Here is a 14,608-nt window from a genome sequence, read left to right as displayed (position 1 = left end):
GACAGCTGGGCCGAACCGCACCTGTTCCTCACGGAGCAGCTGCGCCGACCTGCAGCACGGTTCGAACGACGGACTGGGCCGACCGAAACGGTCGACCCAGCCAGCCTAATGACCGACCTAGCGGTACGAACCGCCCGGCCCTTCCCAGCGTTGGGTGCGTGGACCTTCGTCGCCGTCGTCCTCTGCTCGCTCGTCTCGGCGCGAGTCCTCGGACGGGTTGTGCGAGGGACGATCGTCTCCGGGCAGCGGATAGCTCTGCGATGGAGTCGGAACCTCCCACGTGGGTGGCGACGCTTCGGCCGGTCCGGCATCGTCCTCGTGCTGGCCGTACGGGGGCTCGTGCCGAGAGTTACGACCCTGGTCCCGAGTGTCCGGCCGGAACGGATCCGGCTGATACTGCGGCGGCTGATATCCCGGCGGTTGGTTCGACGGCGCAGCGGTCGGTGGCTGGTACGCCTGTGGCTGCTGGTAGGTCGGGTGCTGTCGGTACGTCGGAGGCTGACCCTGCGGCGGCTCGTACCGATTCTGGTCCGATCCCGACTGCTCGCGGTTCGGCTGATCGTGAACCGGCGGCGTGGTCGGTCCCTGGTACCGGGGAACCGCAGGCTGGTCGCGCGGAGGCCACCCCGGAGCCGACCATCCGGCCGGGGCACCGTAATCGGGACGCGAGCCCTGGCCGGGGCCGCTCGGGCGAGGTTCCTGCCGACGCTGGCCTTCGGAGTATCCGCCCCCGTTGGGAGCGCCTCCGTTGGTCGGGCCGCCGTAACCACCGTTGTAGCCACCGCCGTTGTAACCGCCGGTTGCGGGGGCGCTGCGTCGGCCACCACCGGTGTTCGGCGCATCGACGTCCCCGGTGCTCGGTGATCCGTTGACCGGGCCACCGTTGGTCGGAGCACCGTTCGACGGGGCGCCGTTGGTGGGCACGCCGTTGGTCGGTCCGCCGTTGTATCCGTTGCTTCCGTTCGGGTAGCCACCCTTGGTCAGCTGCGGAGAACCGGCGAAGCTGGGCTGCGGAAACTGTTGCGGCGGAAGCTGCTTCGGGGCCGGCGGTACCGGAGGCCACGGCTCACCGCGCTCGGCGGCGAGTTCGCGGGGCGTCTTGACCGGTGGCTTGTCCGAGGGCTTGCGATCACCGAAGTCGTTGAACAGGGTGATGCGCGGACGCTTGGTGACGCTGTGGAAGATCTTCTCGAGGTCCTTGCGGGTGAGCGTCTCACGTTCGAGCAGCTCCGAGGCAAGGGTGTCGAGCAGGTCGCGGTACTCGTTGAGGATGGCCCACGCCTCGGTGTGCGCCGCCTCGATGAGTTTGCGCACCTCCTCGTCGATCTCGCGGGCTACCTCGTGCGAGAAGTCGGACTGCTGGCCCATCGAACGGCCGAGGAACGGATCGCCCTGTTCCTGCCCGTACCGAACGGCTCCGAGCTTGCTGCTCATGCCGTACTCGGTGACCATCGCGCGGGCGATCTTGGTCGCCTGGTCGATGTCCGAGGACGCACCGGTTGTCGGCTCGTGGAAGACGAGCTCCTCCGCTGCGCGGCCACCCATGGCCATGACGAGTCGAGCGATCATCTCCGACCGCGTCATCAGGCCCTTGTCGTCCTCGGGCACCGTCATCGCGTGGCCGCCGGTGCGACCGCGAGCAAGGATGGTGACCTTGTAGACGGGCTCGATATCGGGCATCGCCCACGCGGCGAGAGTGTGACCACCCTCGTGGTACGCGGTGATCTTGCGCTCGTGCTCGCTGATGATGCGGCTCTTGCGGCGCGGGCCACCGACGACGCGGTCGACCGACTCCTCTAGCGACGCCTCGGTGATGACGGTGCCGTTCTCACGAGCGGTGAGCAGTGCTGCTTCGTTGATGACGTTGGCCAGGTCGGCACCGGACATCCCGACGGTTCGCTTGGCGAGACCTTCGAGGTCGGCGTCCTGAGCAACGGGCTTGCCTGCCGAGTGCACCTTCAGGATTGCTCGACGGCCGGCCAGGTCGGGGGCACCGACCGGGATCTGGCGGTCGAAGCGGCCCGGACGCAGCAGGGCGGGGTCGAGGATGTCGGGGCGGTTGGTGGCGGCGATGAGGATGACGCCGGTGCGCTCACCGAAGCCGTCCATCTCGACGAGCAGCTGGTTGAGTGTCTGCTCGCGCTCGTCGTGGCCGCCGCCCATGCCCGCGCCGCGCTGGCGACCGACGGCGTCGATCTCGTCGACGAAGATGATGCAGGGGCTGTTCTGCTTGGCCTGCTCGAAGAGGTCGCGCACACGGGATGCACCGACGCCGACGAACATCTCGACGAAGTCCGAGCCGGAGATGGTGAAGAACGGGACGCCGGCCTCGCCTGCGACGGCGCGCGCGAGCAGCGTCTTGCCGGTTCCGGGAGGGCCGTACAGCAGCACACCGCGCGGAATCTTGGCACCGAGCGCCTGGTAGCGCGCCGGGTTCTGCAGGAAGTCCTTGATCTCGTAGAGCTCTTCGACGGCCTCGTCCGCGCCTGCGACGTCGGCGAACGTGGTCTTGGGCATGTCTTTCGTCAGCTGCTTGGCCTTGGACTTGCCGAAGCCCATGACCCCGCCGCGGCCGCCACCCTGCATGCGGCTCATGACGAAGATGATCACGCCGAGGATCAGCACCATCGGAAGAATCAACAACAGGAACGAGCTGAACCAGCTCTCCTGGGTGACGGTGGTGTTGTAGCTCGCCAGGCCCTGCGAGTCGACCTTGTCGAAGATCTGCTCCGACGCCGAGTCCGGGTACTTGGCGATGATCTGCGTCTCGTTGTCGGTGGCGTCGGACGCCTCCCGCAGAGTCAGCCGGATCTGCTGCTCGCGGTCGTCGATCTGCGCGGACTCGACATTGCGATCGTCGAGCTGGGCGATCGCCACCGAGGTGTCGACCGTCTTCCAGTCCCGCGTGTCGTTACCGAAGTAACTGAAGGCATAGATCACCAACAGAATGCCGAAAACGATGGCAAGATTTCGTATTACTGTCTTCCGATTCATACAGCTTCAGCCGAGTCGGCCGTGTCCTTTCAGTCCGCTCCCGCGCGCTGGCTGCTCCCTGCCCGCCGGATACTCCAGGCTAGCGCGAGACTCGGACATCTGACTCGCTCATACCTGGCGCTGTGCGTCCACGCACCTGTTTGCGTCGACGCTTCTTCCCTCCAACGACTGCACTCCCCCGGCAGTTCCCCACCTGTCGGGCACACTATCCGCATCGATGGACCCTTGCACACGTCTCGGCGCGGCAATGGTCCATTCACGCGAACGGGGTGGACCGGACGAACAGAAGAAACCAGCTCAGCTGTAGACCTTGGGATCGAGCAGACCGATGTAGGGCAGATCTCGGTAGCGCTCGTTGTAGTCGAGGCCGTAGCCGACGACGAACTCGTTGGGGATGTCGAAGCCCACGTTCGCGACCTCCACGTCGACCTTGATGGCGTCGGGCTTGCGCAGCAACGTCACCACCGACAGCGAGGCAGGCGAACGGGTCGCGAGGTTGCGCTTGAGCCAGCTCAGCGTCAGACCGGAGTCGATGATGTCCTCGACGATCAGCACGTGGCGTCCGGTGATGTCGCGGTCGAGGTCCTTGAGAATCCGGACGACACCCGACGACGAGGTGGACGAGCCGTAGGAGCTGACCGCCATGAACTCGAGCTGCGCCGGGATGGGCAGGGCCCGGGCGAAGTCGGTCATGAACATGATCGCGCCCTTGAGGACACCGACCAGGAGCAGGTCACCTTCGGGTGCGCCTTCGGGATACCGCTGGGCGATCTCTTCTGCGAGTTCCGCAGTGCGCGCTTTGATCTGTTCCTCGGAAATGAGAACCGATTCGATGTCGCCCTCGTACACGGGGTTTCCCTTCATTCGTTCTCCAGGCCGACGCTCAGCCTGCCATGCCGACGCGAGCACACCAACCTGGCGTCGGGCGTTCCTCCCGGCAGCGCAACCCCGCCCTGGCCGGTCCACCGTCCGACGAGGGCGTCGACGGCCCGGATCTGCCGGTCGGTCAGCGACGTCACACCCCGGCCGAGCAACCATCGGCGCAGTACGCGGCGACGAATCGCGGTGTCGAGCGAGTCGATCGAGGACACCTCCAGTTCCGGTGTACCCAACGCGACGACGGATTCGGCCATCGCGTCGAGCACCCGGCCGTCCTCGCGCAACTGCTCGGCGGTCCGGGCGAGCGCAGCGGCGACACCACCGCCGAGCACGTCCTCGAGCAGGGGCAGCACCTCGTGACGCAACCGCACCCGAGTGAAATCGGGATCGCCGTTGTGCGGATCCTCGAACGGCTCCATCCCCAACTCGACGCAGGCAGCCCTGGTCACACTGCGCCGAACCCCGAGCAGCGGCCGACCCCACGGCGCATCGAACGACGCCATGCCCGCGATCGACCGCGGGCCCGATCCGCGCCCCAGCCCGAGCAGCACCGTTTCGGCCTGATCGTCGAGGGTGTGCGCCACCAGCACCGACGCGTCGCCGCGCTCGCGATCCAACGCGTCGTACCTGGCCCGGCGGGCGGCGGCCTCCGTCCCACCCGAGCCGGTCACCTGCACCGGCAGCACGCGCGCATCGACCACTCCCAACTCCGACGCCCGCGCCGCAGCCGTCGCCGCAACCTCCGCCGAGCCGGACTGCAAACCGTGATCGACGATCAAGGCGCGCACGTTCGAAGCCTCGGCCACGGTCGCCGCGGTCAACGCCAACGAGTCCGCGCCACCGGACAGCGCGACGGCCACCGGTCCCGGATGAACCGCGAGCCACCCACGCACCGCGTGCCGAATCTCCAGCAGGGCAGGCCCCTCGGGCATTTTGGGTCGTTCCGCAGGCTCCACTCCCTCAGGCAGGAGCATCAGCCCAGAACTCGCGCGATCCAGGCGTCCGGGTCCTCGATCTCCGACAGCAACGGCAGCGTGTCGGGCCCGGTCCACACGGTGTTGAAGCGTTCCATTCCCACCGTGGCGACGACATGATCGACGAACGCCTTGCCGCGCACGTACTGCGCCATCTTCGCGTCCATGCCGAGCAGTGCCCGGACGACGCGTTGGAGCGGGTTCACCTTGCGTTGCCTGCGCTGATCGAAGGCACCGCGAATCTGCGTCACGGTCGGCACGACGGCCGGTCCGACGGCGTCCATCACGTGGTCGGCGTGACCCTCGAGCAGGGTGCCCAGCACGAGGAGTCGGTCGATGGCGTCGCGTTGCGGCTGCGGTTGAGTGGCGCGTAGCAGTCCGACGATGCCTGCGTCCTCGGACTTGGACGACCCGTTCGGATTCTTGCGGGCCTTGAGCGCGCCGGTCAGCCGGTTGGCGACATCGGTGAGCGGCTCGTCCGTGCCGTCGGAGAGCACCCCCACGTTCTCGCGCATGTAGTCGCCGAGCCAGGGAGCGGAGGAGAACTGCACTCGGTGTGTCACCTCGTGCAGGCACACCCACAGCCGGAAGTCGCTCGGCGAGACACGAAGCGCCCGCTCGACGGCAATCACGTTGGGCGCGACCAGGAGGAGCGTTCCGTTCTCGCCGGTGAACGGGTCGTACTGTCCGAGAATGGCGCTGGAGAGGAACGCCAGCATCGCTCCGGCCTGCAGCCCGGCCGGCTTTCCGCCGAGCAGACCCGACGGCGGCGTACCGTCGTCGTCTCCGGTCAGGTGCTTCATCGACGACGCAGCCGCGGCGATCCAGCCGGCGCGATCGACCACCTGGGCGTCGGGCACGGGGAGTCCGTCGGCCAGACCGGTGGTCTCGCGAACCGGCCCCTCGGCCCGAATGGATGCGGCGGCAAGCTCTTCCACGGCTGCAGCGGCGGTGTAGCGAGAGGTGGCCGGGCCCTTGCGGACCAGCTTCGCTCCGGTCTTGGCCGCAACGGACCAGTCGACGGCTCCGGCGAAACCGGAGGTGGCCGCACTGTCGTCGGCTTTCGTAGCTGCGTCCGTGTTCACTGGCAACCACACAATCTCAGGGTCGATGCGACGGCATCGAGGGCGGGGCGACTGACGTCGGGCGGCCGGTCGTTGGACATCAGGGCGAAGGTCAGGATTCGGCCGTCGACGTCGACGACATATCCCGCCAGAGCGCTTGCAGCAGAAAGGGTTCCGGTCTTGGCTCGAACCCACCCCGCTCCGGTTCGGTTTCCCGAGGCATATCGATCCGTCAGGGTTCCGGTGGCACCGGCAACGGGAAGGTAATCGAGCATCGGACGCAGCGCAGGCTGCTCGGTTCCGGCTGCCGACGTCAACACCTGATCGAGCAGCCTGGCCGGAATCCTGCCGTCGACCGACAGCCCGCTGGCGTCCTCGAGCGTGAGTCCGGTCATGTCGAAACCTGCGGCGTACAGGGTCTGCCCGATCGCTGCCGTTGCACCGGAAAAGCTTGCGGCCGTGTTCATCTCGAGTGACAGTTCGCGTCCGATGGCCTCGGCGAGGACGTTGTCGGAGCGATAGATCATCTGCTGCAGGCGGTTTCGCAGCGGCGCGGATTCGACGGATGCGATCTGATCGGCCCCGTCGGCGGCCTTGCCGGTCGTCACCGCCGCCGGGTCGACGCCCAGCCCGGCGGCCAGTGCGCGGCCCGCGTCCAGTGCCGGGGTGGTGCTGCGTGGGGACTCGTCGACCAGTGGGTTCGATCGTCCGCCGTCGAGCATGATCGGTTCGATCGGAGTGATCGAACCGGCGGCGATGTCGGCGGGAAACCAGCCCTGCGCCATCGTGTCACCGGAGTAGATCGAGGTGTCGACGCCGATGCTGCGCACCACCGTTCCGCTGCGCCGAATCTGCTCCACCAGGTCGTCGATGCGCGCCGCCCCGGGATAGAACCCGTCGGTGCCGACCGGCAGCGCGGTGAGGGTGGGGTCGCCGCCCGCGATCAGCACGATGTCGCCCTCGCCACTGCCCTGGACCACGCGAGTGGTGACGCGATGATCCGCCGGCAGCCCGAGCATCGCAGCCGCCGCGGTGAGCACCTTGGTGGTCGAGGCAGGTGTCATCGGGGTGTCGGGGTTCTGGGACCAGAGCACCTGCCCGGTCTGCGCGTCGGCGACGGTTCCGGTGAAAGTGCCGAGGGCTGGATCGTCGACCACCTGGGCCAGCGCCGCTGCCAGACCTGCAGCGTTCGGCATCGGTGCCGATTCCGGGAACGGGGTGATCAGCGGGTTGGGCAGCACTGTCTCGGGCGGAGGCTCGATGGCGGTCTCGGCACCGTCGGACACCGACGGCAGCACCAGCGCGGCGGTCGTCGCAGCGAGGATCACCACGAACAGCGCACACAGCGTCAGGATCACGCGCTTCTTCCTGCGCCGTCGACCCGCTGTGGGGCCGAGGAACCGCCGTGTCAGCCCCGCCACCGTTCCTCCGTAACTGCCGTGGTCGTACCCATGATCGTCCAGTCAACAGTATCCTCGGGTCCGGTAGCCTTGCGCCGCCACCATCGACACATTCCCAACGACTCGAGCCGTTCCGGCTCGACGACAACAGTGAGGACTGCACGTGCCGTTCGACGTCACCATCGAGATCCCCAAGGGGCAGCGCAACAAATACGAGGTAGACCACGTCACCGGACGTGTTCGCCTCGATCGCTACCTCTACACCGCGATGGCGTATCCAGCCGATTACGGCTTCATCGAGAACACGCTCGGCGAGGACGGCGACCCGCTCGACGCACTGGTGCTGCTGCCCGAGTCGGTGTTCCCCGGCGTCATCGTCGAGGCCCGCCCCGTGGCGATGTTCAAGATGGTCGACGAGGCCGGCGGCGACGACAAGGTGCTGTGCGTTCCGGCCGGTGACACTCGCTGGGATCACATCCAGGACCTGAGCGACGTCTCGACGTTCGAGCTCGATGCGATCAAGCATTTCTTCGTCCATTACAAGGATCTCGAACCCAACAAGCACGTCACCGGGGCAGACTGGGTGGGGCGCGCAGAGGCAGAGGCCGAAATCGCTGCATCATTCAAGCGCTTGGCGGACAATCCGGGTCACTGATCGTTTCGGCACCACACACCTCGTCTCGGCCGTGGGCCGACGAAACATAGTTTGGGGAGACGTATGACCGACAGCACTTCCAACGGTGATCGGCGCAATCTCGATTCGCGACCGATTTCGGATCCGACTCAGTTTCCCGATCTGCCGGTGACGGTCGTCCTCGACCGGATCCCGGTGCCGATCCTCGCGGTCGACCCCACCGGTGCCATCGTGTTCGCGAACGAGGCCTTCGACGATCTGTTCGGTCTCGACCGCACCGAGCGGGAGGACTTCCACCTGCACGACATCTTCCCCGACCGGGCTCCGGAGGGTGTCAACGTCGCCGACATGTTCCTCACGACGGTGGCCACCCGCGCGGATTCTCTGTGGCGGATGACCGACAAGACCGGCGATATCGTGCAGGTGCGCGCCAGCAAGTCGATCCTGCGCCGTACCGAGGACACCATCGTTCTCGTCGCGTTGGAGGACTTCACCGATCAGCTGTGGAACGACCCCAAGAGCGCCTTGCGCTGACGCACGGAACACGTTCTTCCCCGAACGACGAACGGTGTACGCCGGCGGATCATTCGCCGGCGTACACCGTTGCTCTGTTTCCGCCCGCGTGCTTGGACTCGTACATCGCCGTGTCGGCGTCGAGCAGCACGTTGTGGACCAGATCGGCACTGTCACCGGACTCGGTGGCGGTGGACCATCGACTGCCGTCGAGCAGGGCCACCCCGACACTGACCGTCACCGGCACGTCGTCGGCTGGGTCGTGAATCGACTCGAGGATCTCGTGGGCGATCCGGTGCGCGGCGGCATCGTCGACCGGTAGCGCGATGGTGAACTCCTCGCCGCCGGTGCGTGCCACGCACGGCCGCGTGCCCGTGACCGCCGTCAGCCTGCGGGCCGTCCGGCGCAACACTCGGTCCCCCACCGCATGACCGTAGGTGTCGTTGACGCGCTTGAACTGGTCCAGATCGACCACCATCAGTGCGACGGAACGGTGCTCGTCCAGCGAGTTCATCATGCGTTGGAGCCGCAATTCCAGGCCGCGTCTGTTGAGCAGTCCGGTCAGCGAGTCCGTGTTGGCGAGATCGAGTTGGCGCTGGATCACTGCGCGGAACGCGAGTACCGAGTTGACCACCAGAACCGTCACGAGGGTGCGGGCGAGGATCGACGCCGGATCCTCCGGCCGCTCGACCAGGGCGAGTACTGCGAGTAGCAGAATGACCGCGTTGACGAATGCCGTGTGGAACTTGAGCACGGTTCGTCGCGAGAAGTACGCGATGTAGGTCCCGATCACGGCGAACAGGGCAGCGCCGTACAGCGCGAGATCACGGTCGTCGAAGGTCAGCAGCATCGTCGACACGCCCACGTCGGCGTACACGACGAACCATCCCGGCATGTGGGAGGCGTCCGCCGAGCGCAGCCACCACCATGCCCCTACCGGGAGAGTCGACAGCAAGACCATCAGGCACACGACAACAGCCGTCGGTCCAACGGGACCGTCCGAAGACAGCATCGCTATCGCCCCGATGAGACCGAACGAGGGCACCAGCACGGCGATTCCTCGCGCCACCCGGCGTTCGAGTCGTACCGAGTTCCGACGGGTCCCGGCATCGGACGCGAGCGACGGCTTGTCACGACCGATCGGCACAGCATCCCCTCCGTCCGCGCTTGCTCTACGAGCGACTGCGCACTGCCTCGATCGCCCCGATCGTGGATCGCCCGCCGATCAGACGCTACCTGCGCGACGGTCGGGCAGGTCCGGCCTGATGGTTTCGTAATCGGTCAAGAAACGATCGAGCAACGTCACGAGCGATTCTCGGTCCTGCCGTGTCCACCCCTCGATCACCCGTCCGAGATTGTCGGTTCGTCGTTGCTGGATCGCCGCCGCTGCTTCCTGACCCGACGCGGTCACCGCGAGCACGAACGCTCGACCGTCATGTTTGTCGGGCAGCCGCTCGACGTGCCCCCGTTCGACCAGCTGAGCCACCTGCCTGCTCACCGTCGACGGATCGGAATTGACCATGGCGGCGAGTTCACTCGACCGCATCGGTCCGTCGCGCAGGAGCCGGAACAAGCATACGTACGCGGCACCGTCGACACCGCCCGAGGACGAGATCGCAGCGATGTTGCGCTCACGCAGGCGTTGCAGCCGAACCAGCTGCGTGCCCAGCTCCTCGGCGAACTCGACCACGTCAGTTACCGGTGAACTGCGCCGGTCGCTTCTCGAACACCGAGGTGATCGCCTCGGTGAGGTCGTGCGAGGCGAGGAAGGCGGCGTTCCAGGCCGCGACGTAGCGCAGGGAATCATCGACACTGGAGGATCGAGAATGATCCAGCACGGTCTTGATGCCCTGCACCACCAGGGGCGGATTGGCGGCGATGGCGGCGGCGCATTCGCGAGCAGCGGCGAGGGCGGCGTCATGGTCCTCGAACACATCGTTGACCAGGCCGATCTTCTCGGCGCGCGCGGCGTCGATGTCCTTGCCCGTCAGTGCCAGCTCACGCATGTGCCCATCGCCGATGATCGCGGGCAGTCGAGCCAACGACCCCATGTCCGCGACGATCGCGACCCGCACCTCGCGCACGCTGAACTTCGCGTCGGCACTGGCGTAGCGCACGTCCGCGGCGGTGATGAGGTCGACGCCACCGCCGATGCACCAGCCCTGCACGGCCGCGACGACGGGCTTGCGGCAGTCCGCGACGGCGTTGATGGCCTTCTGCATCGTCTTGATTGTGTCGTGGAACGTCGTTCGGGGACCGGCCAGTGCCTTGTCCGCCATGAGCGGACCGAAGGTTCCTGCCATCGCGGCGAGGTCGAGTCCGTAGGTGAAGTTCTTGCCCGAGCCCGCGAGCACGACTGCACGAACCTCGGGATCGGCGTCGAGCTGAGCGAACAGCTCGGGGCTCTCGCTCCAGAAGTCCGGGCCCATGGCATTGCCCTTGCCCGGTCCGAGGAGGGTCACTTGCGCGATGTGGTCGGCGATCTCCACGGAGAAGGCTTTCCAGGTTCGTTCCGTCATGCCTGCGAGCCTAGCGGCAGAGTCGCCCATCCCCGCACCGCATGTTACGGCGCGTAACATCTGCGCTAAGTCCCTGCTCAGCTCTGGTGCATACGCCGAATGAGGCTCACCATCTATCCATGCTGATGCATCAGGGACTCGGCCTGGAGACGTTCAACGATCTGCCGCGCCGCAAGGCGGTGCATGCGTTGTACGAGTGTTGTTGCTCGGTGGCGTGGGCGTCGAGGGTGGCGGACGGCCGCAGGTATCGCTCACGGGCAGAGCTGTTCTCGGCAGCCGACGCGGAACTGGCGGAGCTGTCGGACGGCGACATGGACATGTTGGCCGCAACGCGTCCCGAGCCGAGCAAGGTGTGCGCAGCCATCAACGCCGATACGCGAGGCGCTCTGGTGACCGCGGCGCGCGCGTACTGCGAGCGATTCGGCTATCCGTACATCTGGAGCGGGTTGTTCGAGCCCGAGGGCTTCGAGCCGCGCGACATCCTGGTGGATCTGGGCCATCGACTCGACAACGACGATCGGACCGAACGCAAGATCATGCGCGACGAGCTGGCGAAGATCAACCACATTCGATTGGATCGCCTGCTCGGGCCCGAGGGCGGCTGGCCGCAGTACTGACCTGTTCGCCGAGTACGGACGGGCCGCCGACCCGGGATCAGCCGAATAGACCGACGACGCGACCGATCAGTCCACCGGCGATCAGGATCGCCAGCAACGCCACCACACCGATGATGAGGATCGGCATGACACGGCTGCGCTGCGGCGGTTCGTGATTGGGGCCGCCGACTCCCGTTTCGGCGGGCGGGGTGTCTCCTGGCGTGACACTGCCACCGGCTTCGAGTCCTGCGGTGACGTCGGGATCGGGATTCTGAGCATTCATCTGTCCCGGTTACCCGGTGCCGTGTCCCTCAATCGAGATGTGCCCTAGCTATCGCTCCCGCGAACAGTTCGGAGACCGCGTCGGCGATGACTCCCTCGTCGATTTCCTCCGGATCCACCGAATGTTCGACGGCCAATCCGGAGATCAAGGCCGCCAGTGACGTCGCGAGGCGTCGGGCATCGAATTTCTCGCCGACTCCCCAGTCGTCCGCTCGCTCGGCGATGAGGCGTTCGAGCTCGCGCCGGAGTGCTCGACGGTCGGTGCGATAGCGCTCCGCGACGGCCGGGTCGCGTCCGGCGAGAATCCCGAATTCGACGGTCAGCAGCGGCCAGCGGGGTTCGGCGACCACCCACGACGCGATCTCTCCGCCGCCCGCTCCGGCGGCCGCGCCGGGGTCCAGATCGGAAATGTGAGCCAGTACGCGGGCCGCGAGGTCGAGGGACCGCCTGGCCAGCAGCTCGGCGAACAGCGCTTGCTTGGACTCGAAATTGGAGTAGACGGCTCCCTTGGTGAAGCCGGCGCGGTCTGCGATGTCGGTGAGTTTGGCTGCGGCATAGCCATTTTCGGTGAACTCGTCCGCTGCGGCGGCGAGCAGTCGATCTCGAACGTCGGCACGCTGCGGTCGTCGCTGCGACTGTGTCGACCCCCACTTTTCTTGCTCGTCGGCATTCACGATACCTAGAGTATTGAATACCTCGGGTATCGACAAGATTCAGGAGTCACCCATGCGCAAGATGTCACTGCTCGCCGCCGCGGTGCTGATACTTCAGCTCGGCTTCATCCTCAGCTACGTCTCGGCGTTTCATCAGCCGACTCCGCATGCGATCCCCATCGCGGTGGTGACCGAAGCCGGTCTCCCCGAGGGGCTGGACCAGCAGACGACCGATCGCCTGAACGCCATCGACGGCGCCCCGCTCGAGGCACGCACCGCGGCCGATACCGCCGAGGTCCGTTTACTGCTCCGCGACAGGGAAGTCATCGGGGCCTATGTCGTCGGCGCGAACGGGACGGACACGCTCATCACCGCCAGCGCAGCAGGCAGCTCCGAAGCCACCGCGCTGCAATCGATCTTCACCGAGGTCGACGCCGCCCAGGGCCGCCAGTTCGTGGTGCGCGACGAGATCCCGGTCGGTGTGCACGACAACCGAGGGTTGTCCGGTTTCTATCTCTCGGTCGGGTGGGTCGTCGGCGGCTACCTTCTGGCTGCCGCATTCGGACTGTTGATCGGGGCACCGACCTCGCGCCGCGAAACCTGGATGCACGTCGGCATTCTCGCGGTGTACTCCCTCGCTTCCGGCACTCTCGGCGCATTCCTCACCACCCATGTACTGGAAACCTTTGCCGGCCATTGGTTTCCACTGACCCTGCTGGGCACCGGGGTCGTCTTCGCCACCGGACTGTTCACCATGGGCCTGCGCGCCCTGATCGGTGTCGCGGCGGTGCCCGCCGCCATCGCGCTGTTCGTCATTCTCGGAAACCCCAGTGCAGGAGGCGCTTTCGGGTCCGATGTACTGCCGTCGCTCTACGCCTCGATCGGTCGGTGGATCACCCCTGGCATCGGCACCGAGGGCGTACGCAGCATCGTGTACTTCTCCGGCACCGGACTGGGGCAACCCGCACTCGGCCTGACGCTCTACATCGTGATCGGCGCGCTACTGATGGTCGCGGCAGCTCTGCGGCGTCGGTCTGCACACAACCCGATGAGCTCACGCGAGACCAGTAAAGTGTGATCCCATGACCTCCACCTTCCCGCTGCCTCTGCCCGATCTCGCTGTCCGCACTCTCGGAGGCGCAGTCGTGTGGGCGAACGACGAGACGTTCGCGGAGAAGGAGAATCTCGTCAGTCCCGGCAAGGCCGACTACTCGACCGCGACGTTCGGGCACAAGGGTCAGATCTACGACGGGTGGGAGACGCGTCGGCGACGCGAGGCAGGCTACGACGAGGCCATCGTGCGTCTCGGCGCACCGGGCGTCGTCTCGGCAATCGTCGTCGACACCTCGTGGTTCACCGGAAACTACCCGCCGGAGATTTCGGTCGAGGCCGCCGAGGTGCAGGGCTTCCCGTCCCCGGACGAGCTGCGCACGCAGACCGAGTGGACCACCATCGTCGCGCGCAGCCCGGTCGACGGCGACAGTGAGAACAGGTTCGCCGTCGCCTCCGACGCGCGGTGGACGCACGTGAAACTGTCGATCTACCCGGACGGCGGAGTGGCGCGGTTGCGGGTACTGGGCCGCGGCAAGCCCGATCCCGAGTTCCTCGCGGCCGGGCCGGTCGACCTGGCAGCGCTCGAGAACGGTGCCTACGTCTCGGCGTGCTCCAACATGTTCTACAGCTCCCCCAACAATCTGCTGTTCCCCGGCCCGCCGCGGTCGATGGGTGAGGGTTGGGAGACCTCGCGTCGACGCAACGACGCGAACGACTGGGTTCAGGTACAGCTGGCAGGCAGCGGGCTCGTTCGCCTCGCCGAGCTCGACACCACCTGCTTCCTCGGCAACGCCCCGGGCGCGGCGTCACTGCGCGGACGGCTCGGTGAGGGCGAGTGGATCGAGCTGTTGCCGCGAACGACGTTGCAGCCCGACACCCGTCATCGCTTCGTACTCGACCACGAGACCCCGGTCTCGGAGGTTCGGATGGACATCTTCCCGGACGGCGGCATGGCGCGACTGAGACTGTTCGGTGATCTGGACACGGGAGTGGAGCCTGCAGGAACGACCCAGGGATAGAGCGGCGTAAACGGTCGCGGGGCAATAG

Annotated in this window: 15 protein-coding genes; 5 read left to right on the top strand and 10 right to left on the bottom strand. The window is 66.6% G+C overall.

Features of this window, described 5'->3' with window-relative positions; all coding sequences use genetic code 11:
• Positions 1-117 precede the first annotated feature (117 nt).
• The 5 genes from ftsH to dacB form a co-directional block, all read right to left on the bottom strand.
• Entirely contained in the window at positions 118-2,994 is a 2,877-nt protein-coding gene (gene ftsH, locus CH291_RS13285; RefSeq protein WP_094687696.1) for an ATP-dependent zinc metalloprotease FtsH, read from the bottom strand.
• A 297-nt stretch (positions 2,995-3,291) separates the two neighbouring features.
• Positions 3,292-3,843 carry a hypoxanthine phosphoribosyltransferase gene (gene hpt / locus CH291_RS13280; RefSeq protein ID WP_094641392.1) on the bottom strand — a complete coding sequence of 184 codons (552 nt, stop codon included), beginning with the start codon at positions 3,841-3,843 and terminating at the stop codon, positions 3,292-3,294.
• An 11-nt stretch (positions 3,844-3,854) separates the two neighbouring features.
• Positions 3,855-4,847, bottom strand: a complete 993-nt coding sequence (gene tilS / locus CH291_RS13275) for a tRNA lysidine(34) synthetase TilS (RefSeq protein WP_094687695.1) — start codon at positions 4,845-4,847, stop codon at positions 3,855-3,857.
• On the bottom strand, positions 4,847-5,932 hold the full coding sequence (locus tag CH291_RS13270; RefSeq protein ID WP_373455127.1) for a zinc-dependent metalloprotease: 1,086 nt from the start codon (positions 5,930-5,932) through the stop codon (positions 4,847-4,849). The genes tilS and CH291_RS13270 overlap by 1 nt, the downstream gene beginning before the upstream one ends.
• On the bottom strand, positions 5,929-7,332 hold the full coding sequence (gene dacB / locus CH291_RS13265; protein ID WP_094640908.1) for a D-alanyl-D-alanine carboxypeptidase/D-alanyl-D-alanine endopeptidase: 1,404 nt from the start codon (positions 7,330-7,332) through the stop codon (positions 5,929-5,931). Before dacB ends, CH291_RS13270 begins: the two co-directional genes overlap by 4 nt.
• 142 nt (positions 7,333-7,474) lie before the next feature.
• Here dacB and CH291_RS13260 point away from each other — a divergent pair, with 142 nt between their 5' ends.
• Both CH291_RS13260 and CH291_RS13255 read left to right on the top strand, forming a co-directional pair.
• Complete coding sequence (locus tag CH291_RS13260; protein WP_068053642.1) at positions 7,475-7,966, top strand: inorganic diphosphatase; 492 nt, start codon at positions 7,475-7,477, stop codon at positions 7,964-7,966.
• A gap of 63 nt (positions 7,967-8,029) precedes the next feature.
• Positions 8,030-8,479, top strand: a complete 450-nt coding sequence (locus CH291_RS13255) for a PAS domain-containing protein (protein ID WP_032395173.1) — start codon at positions 8,030-8,032, stop codon at positions 8,477-8,479.
• Positions 8,480-8,528: 49 nt separating this feature from the next.
• Here the strand turns inward: CH291_RS13255 and CH291_RS13250 are convergent, their stop codons facing one another.
• From CH291_RS13250 to CH291_RS13240, 3 genes are all read right to left on the bottom strand, one after another.
• Positions 8,529-9,605, bottom strand: a complete 1,077-nt coding sequence (locus CH291_RS13250) for a GGDEF domain-containing protein (protein WP_094640907.1) — start codon at positions 9,603-9,605, stop codon at positions 8,529-8,531.
• 78 nt (positions 9,606-9,683) lie between these two features.
• Positions 9,684-10,148, bottom strand: coding sequence for a MarR family winged helix-turn-helix transcriptional regulator (locus CH291_RS13245; protein ID WP_256980836.1), 465 nt, complete (start codon positions 10,146-10,148; stop codon positions 9,684-9,686).
• A 1-nt stretch (position 10,149) separates the two neighbouring features.
• Positions 10,150-10,977, bottom strand: coding sequence for a crotonase/enoyl-CoA hydratase family protein (locus CH291_RS13240; RefSeq protein WP_068053633.1), 828 nt, complete (start codon positions 10,975-10,977; stop codon positions 10,150-10,152).
• A 119-nt stretch (positions 10,978-11,096) separates the two neighbouring features.
• Between CH291_RS13240 and CH291_RS13235 the strand changes: the two genes are divergently transcribed.
• On the top strand, positions 11,097-11,594 hold the full coding sequence (locus CH291_RS13235) for a 2-oxo-4-hydroxy-4-carboxy-5-ureidoimidazoline decarboxylase (RefSeq protein ID WP_068053631.1): 498 nt from the start codon (positions 11,097-11,099) through the stop codon (positions 11,592-11,594).
• Between the two features lie 37 nt (positions 11,595-11,631).
• Here the strand turns inward: CH291_RS13235 and CH291_RS13230 are convergent, their stop codons facing one another.
• Together CH291_RS13230 and CH291_RS13225 are read right to left on the bottom strand one after the other, a co-directional pair.
• Positions 11,632-11,856, bottom strand: a complete 225-nt coding sequence (locus CH291_RS13230; protein WP_068283967.1) for a DUF6480 family protein — start codon at positions 11,854-11,856, stop codon at positions 11,632-11,634.
• A 28-nt stretch (positions 11,857-11,884) separates the two neighbouring features.
• Positions 11,885-12,529, bottom strand: a complete 645-nt coding sequence (locus CH291_RS13225; protein ID WP_179271959.1) for a TetR/AcrR family transcriptional regulator — start codon at positions 12,527-12,529, stop codon at positions 11,885-11,887.
• A 52-nt stretch (positions 12,530-12,581) separates the two neighbouring features.
• Here CH291_RS13225 and CH291_RS13220 point away from each other — a divergent pair, with 52 nt between their 5' ends.
• A complete protein-coding gene (locus CH291_RS13220; protein WP_094687692.1) occupies positions 12,582-13,586 on the top strand; it encodes a hypothetical protein in 1,005 nt (334 codons plus the stop codon).
• Positions 13,587-13,590: 4 nt separating this feature from the next.
• Positions 13,591-14,580 carry an allantoicase gene (gene alc, locus CH291_RS13215; protein ID WP_094687691.1) on the top strand — a complete coding sequence of 330 codons (990 nt, stop codon included), beginning with the start codon at positions 13,591-13,593 and terminating at the stop codon, positions 14,578-14,580.
• Positions 14,581-14,608 lie beyond the last annotated feature (28 nt).

Origin of the sequence: Rhodococcus sp. 14-1411-2a, from assembly GCF_002259485.1 — a bacterium.
Taxonomy (GTDB): Bacteria; Actinomycetota; Actinomycetes; order Mycobacteriales; family Mycobacteriaceae; genus Rhodococcoides.
This window is presented reverse-complemented; position numbering and strand designations above follow the sequence as displayed.

Coding starts and splice junctions, on each gene's coding strand:
- ftsH (WP_094687696.1), bottom strand. CDS start 2,994: ATGAATCGGAAGACAGTAATACGAAATCTTGCCATCGTTTTCGGCATT.
- tilS (WP_094687695.1), bottom strand. CDS start 4,847: ATGCTCCTGCCTGAGGGAGTGGAGCCTGCGGAACGACCCAAAATGCCC.
- CH291_RS13255 (WP_032395173.1), top strand. CDS start 8,030: ATGACCGACAGCACTTCCAACGGTGATCGGCGCAATCTCGATTCGCGA.
- CH291_RS13240 (WP_068053633.1), bottom strand. CDS start 10,977: ATGACGGAACGAACCTGGAAAGCCTTCTCCGTGGAGATCGCCGACCAC.
- CH291_RS13235 (WP_068053631.1), top strand. CDS start 11,097: ATGCTGATGCATCAGGGACTCGGCCTGGAGACGTTCAACGATCTGCCG.
- CH291_RS13230 (WP_068283967.1), bottom strand. CDS start 11,856: ATGAATGCTCAGAATCCCGATCCCGACGTCACCGCAGGACTCGAAGCC.
- CH291_RS13220 (WP_094687692.1), top strand. CDS start 12,582: ATGCGCAAGATGTCACTGCTCGCCGCCGCGGTGCTGATACTTCAGCTC.
- alc (WP_094687691.1), top strand. CDS start 13,591: ATGACCTCCACCTTCCCGCTGCCTCTGCCCGATCTCGCTGTCCGCACT.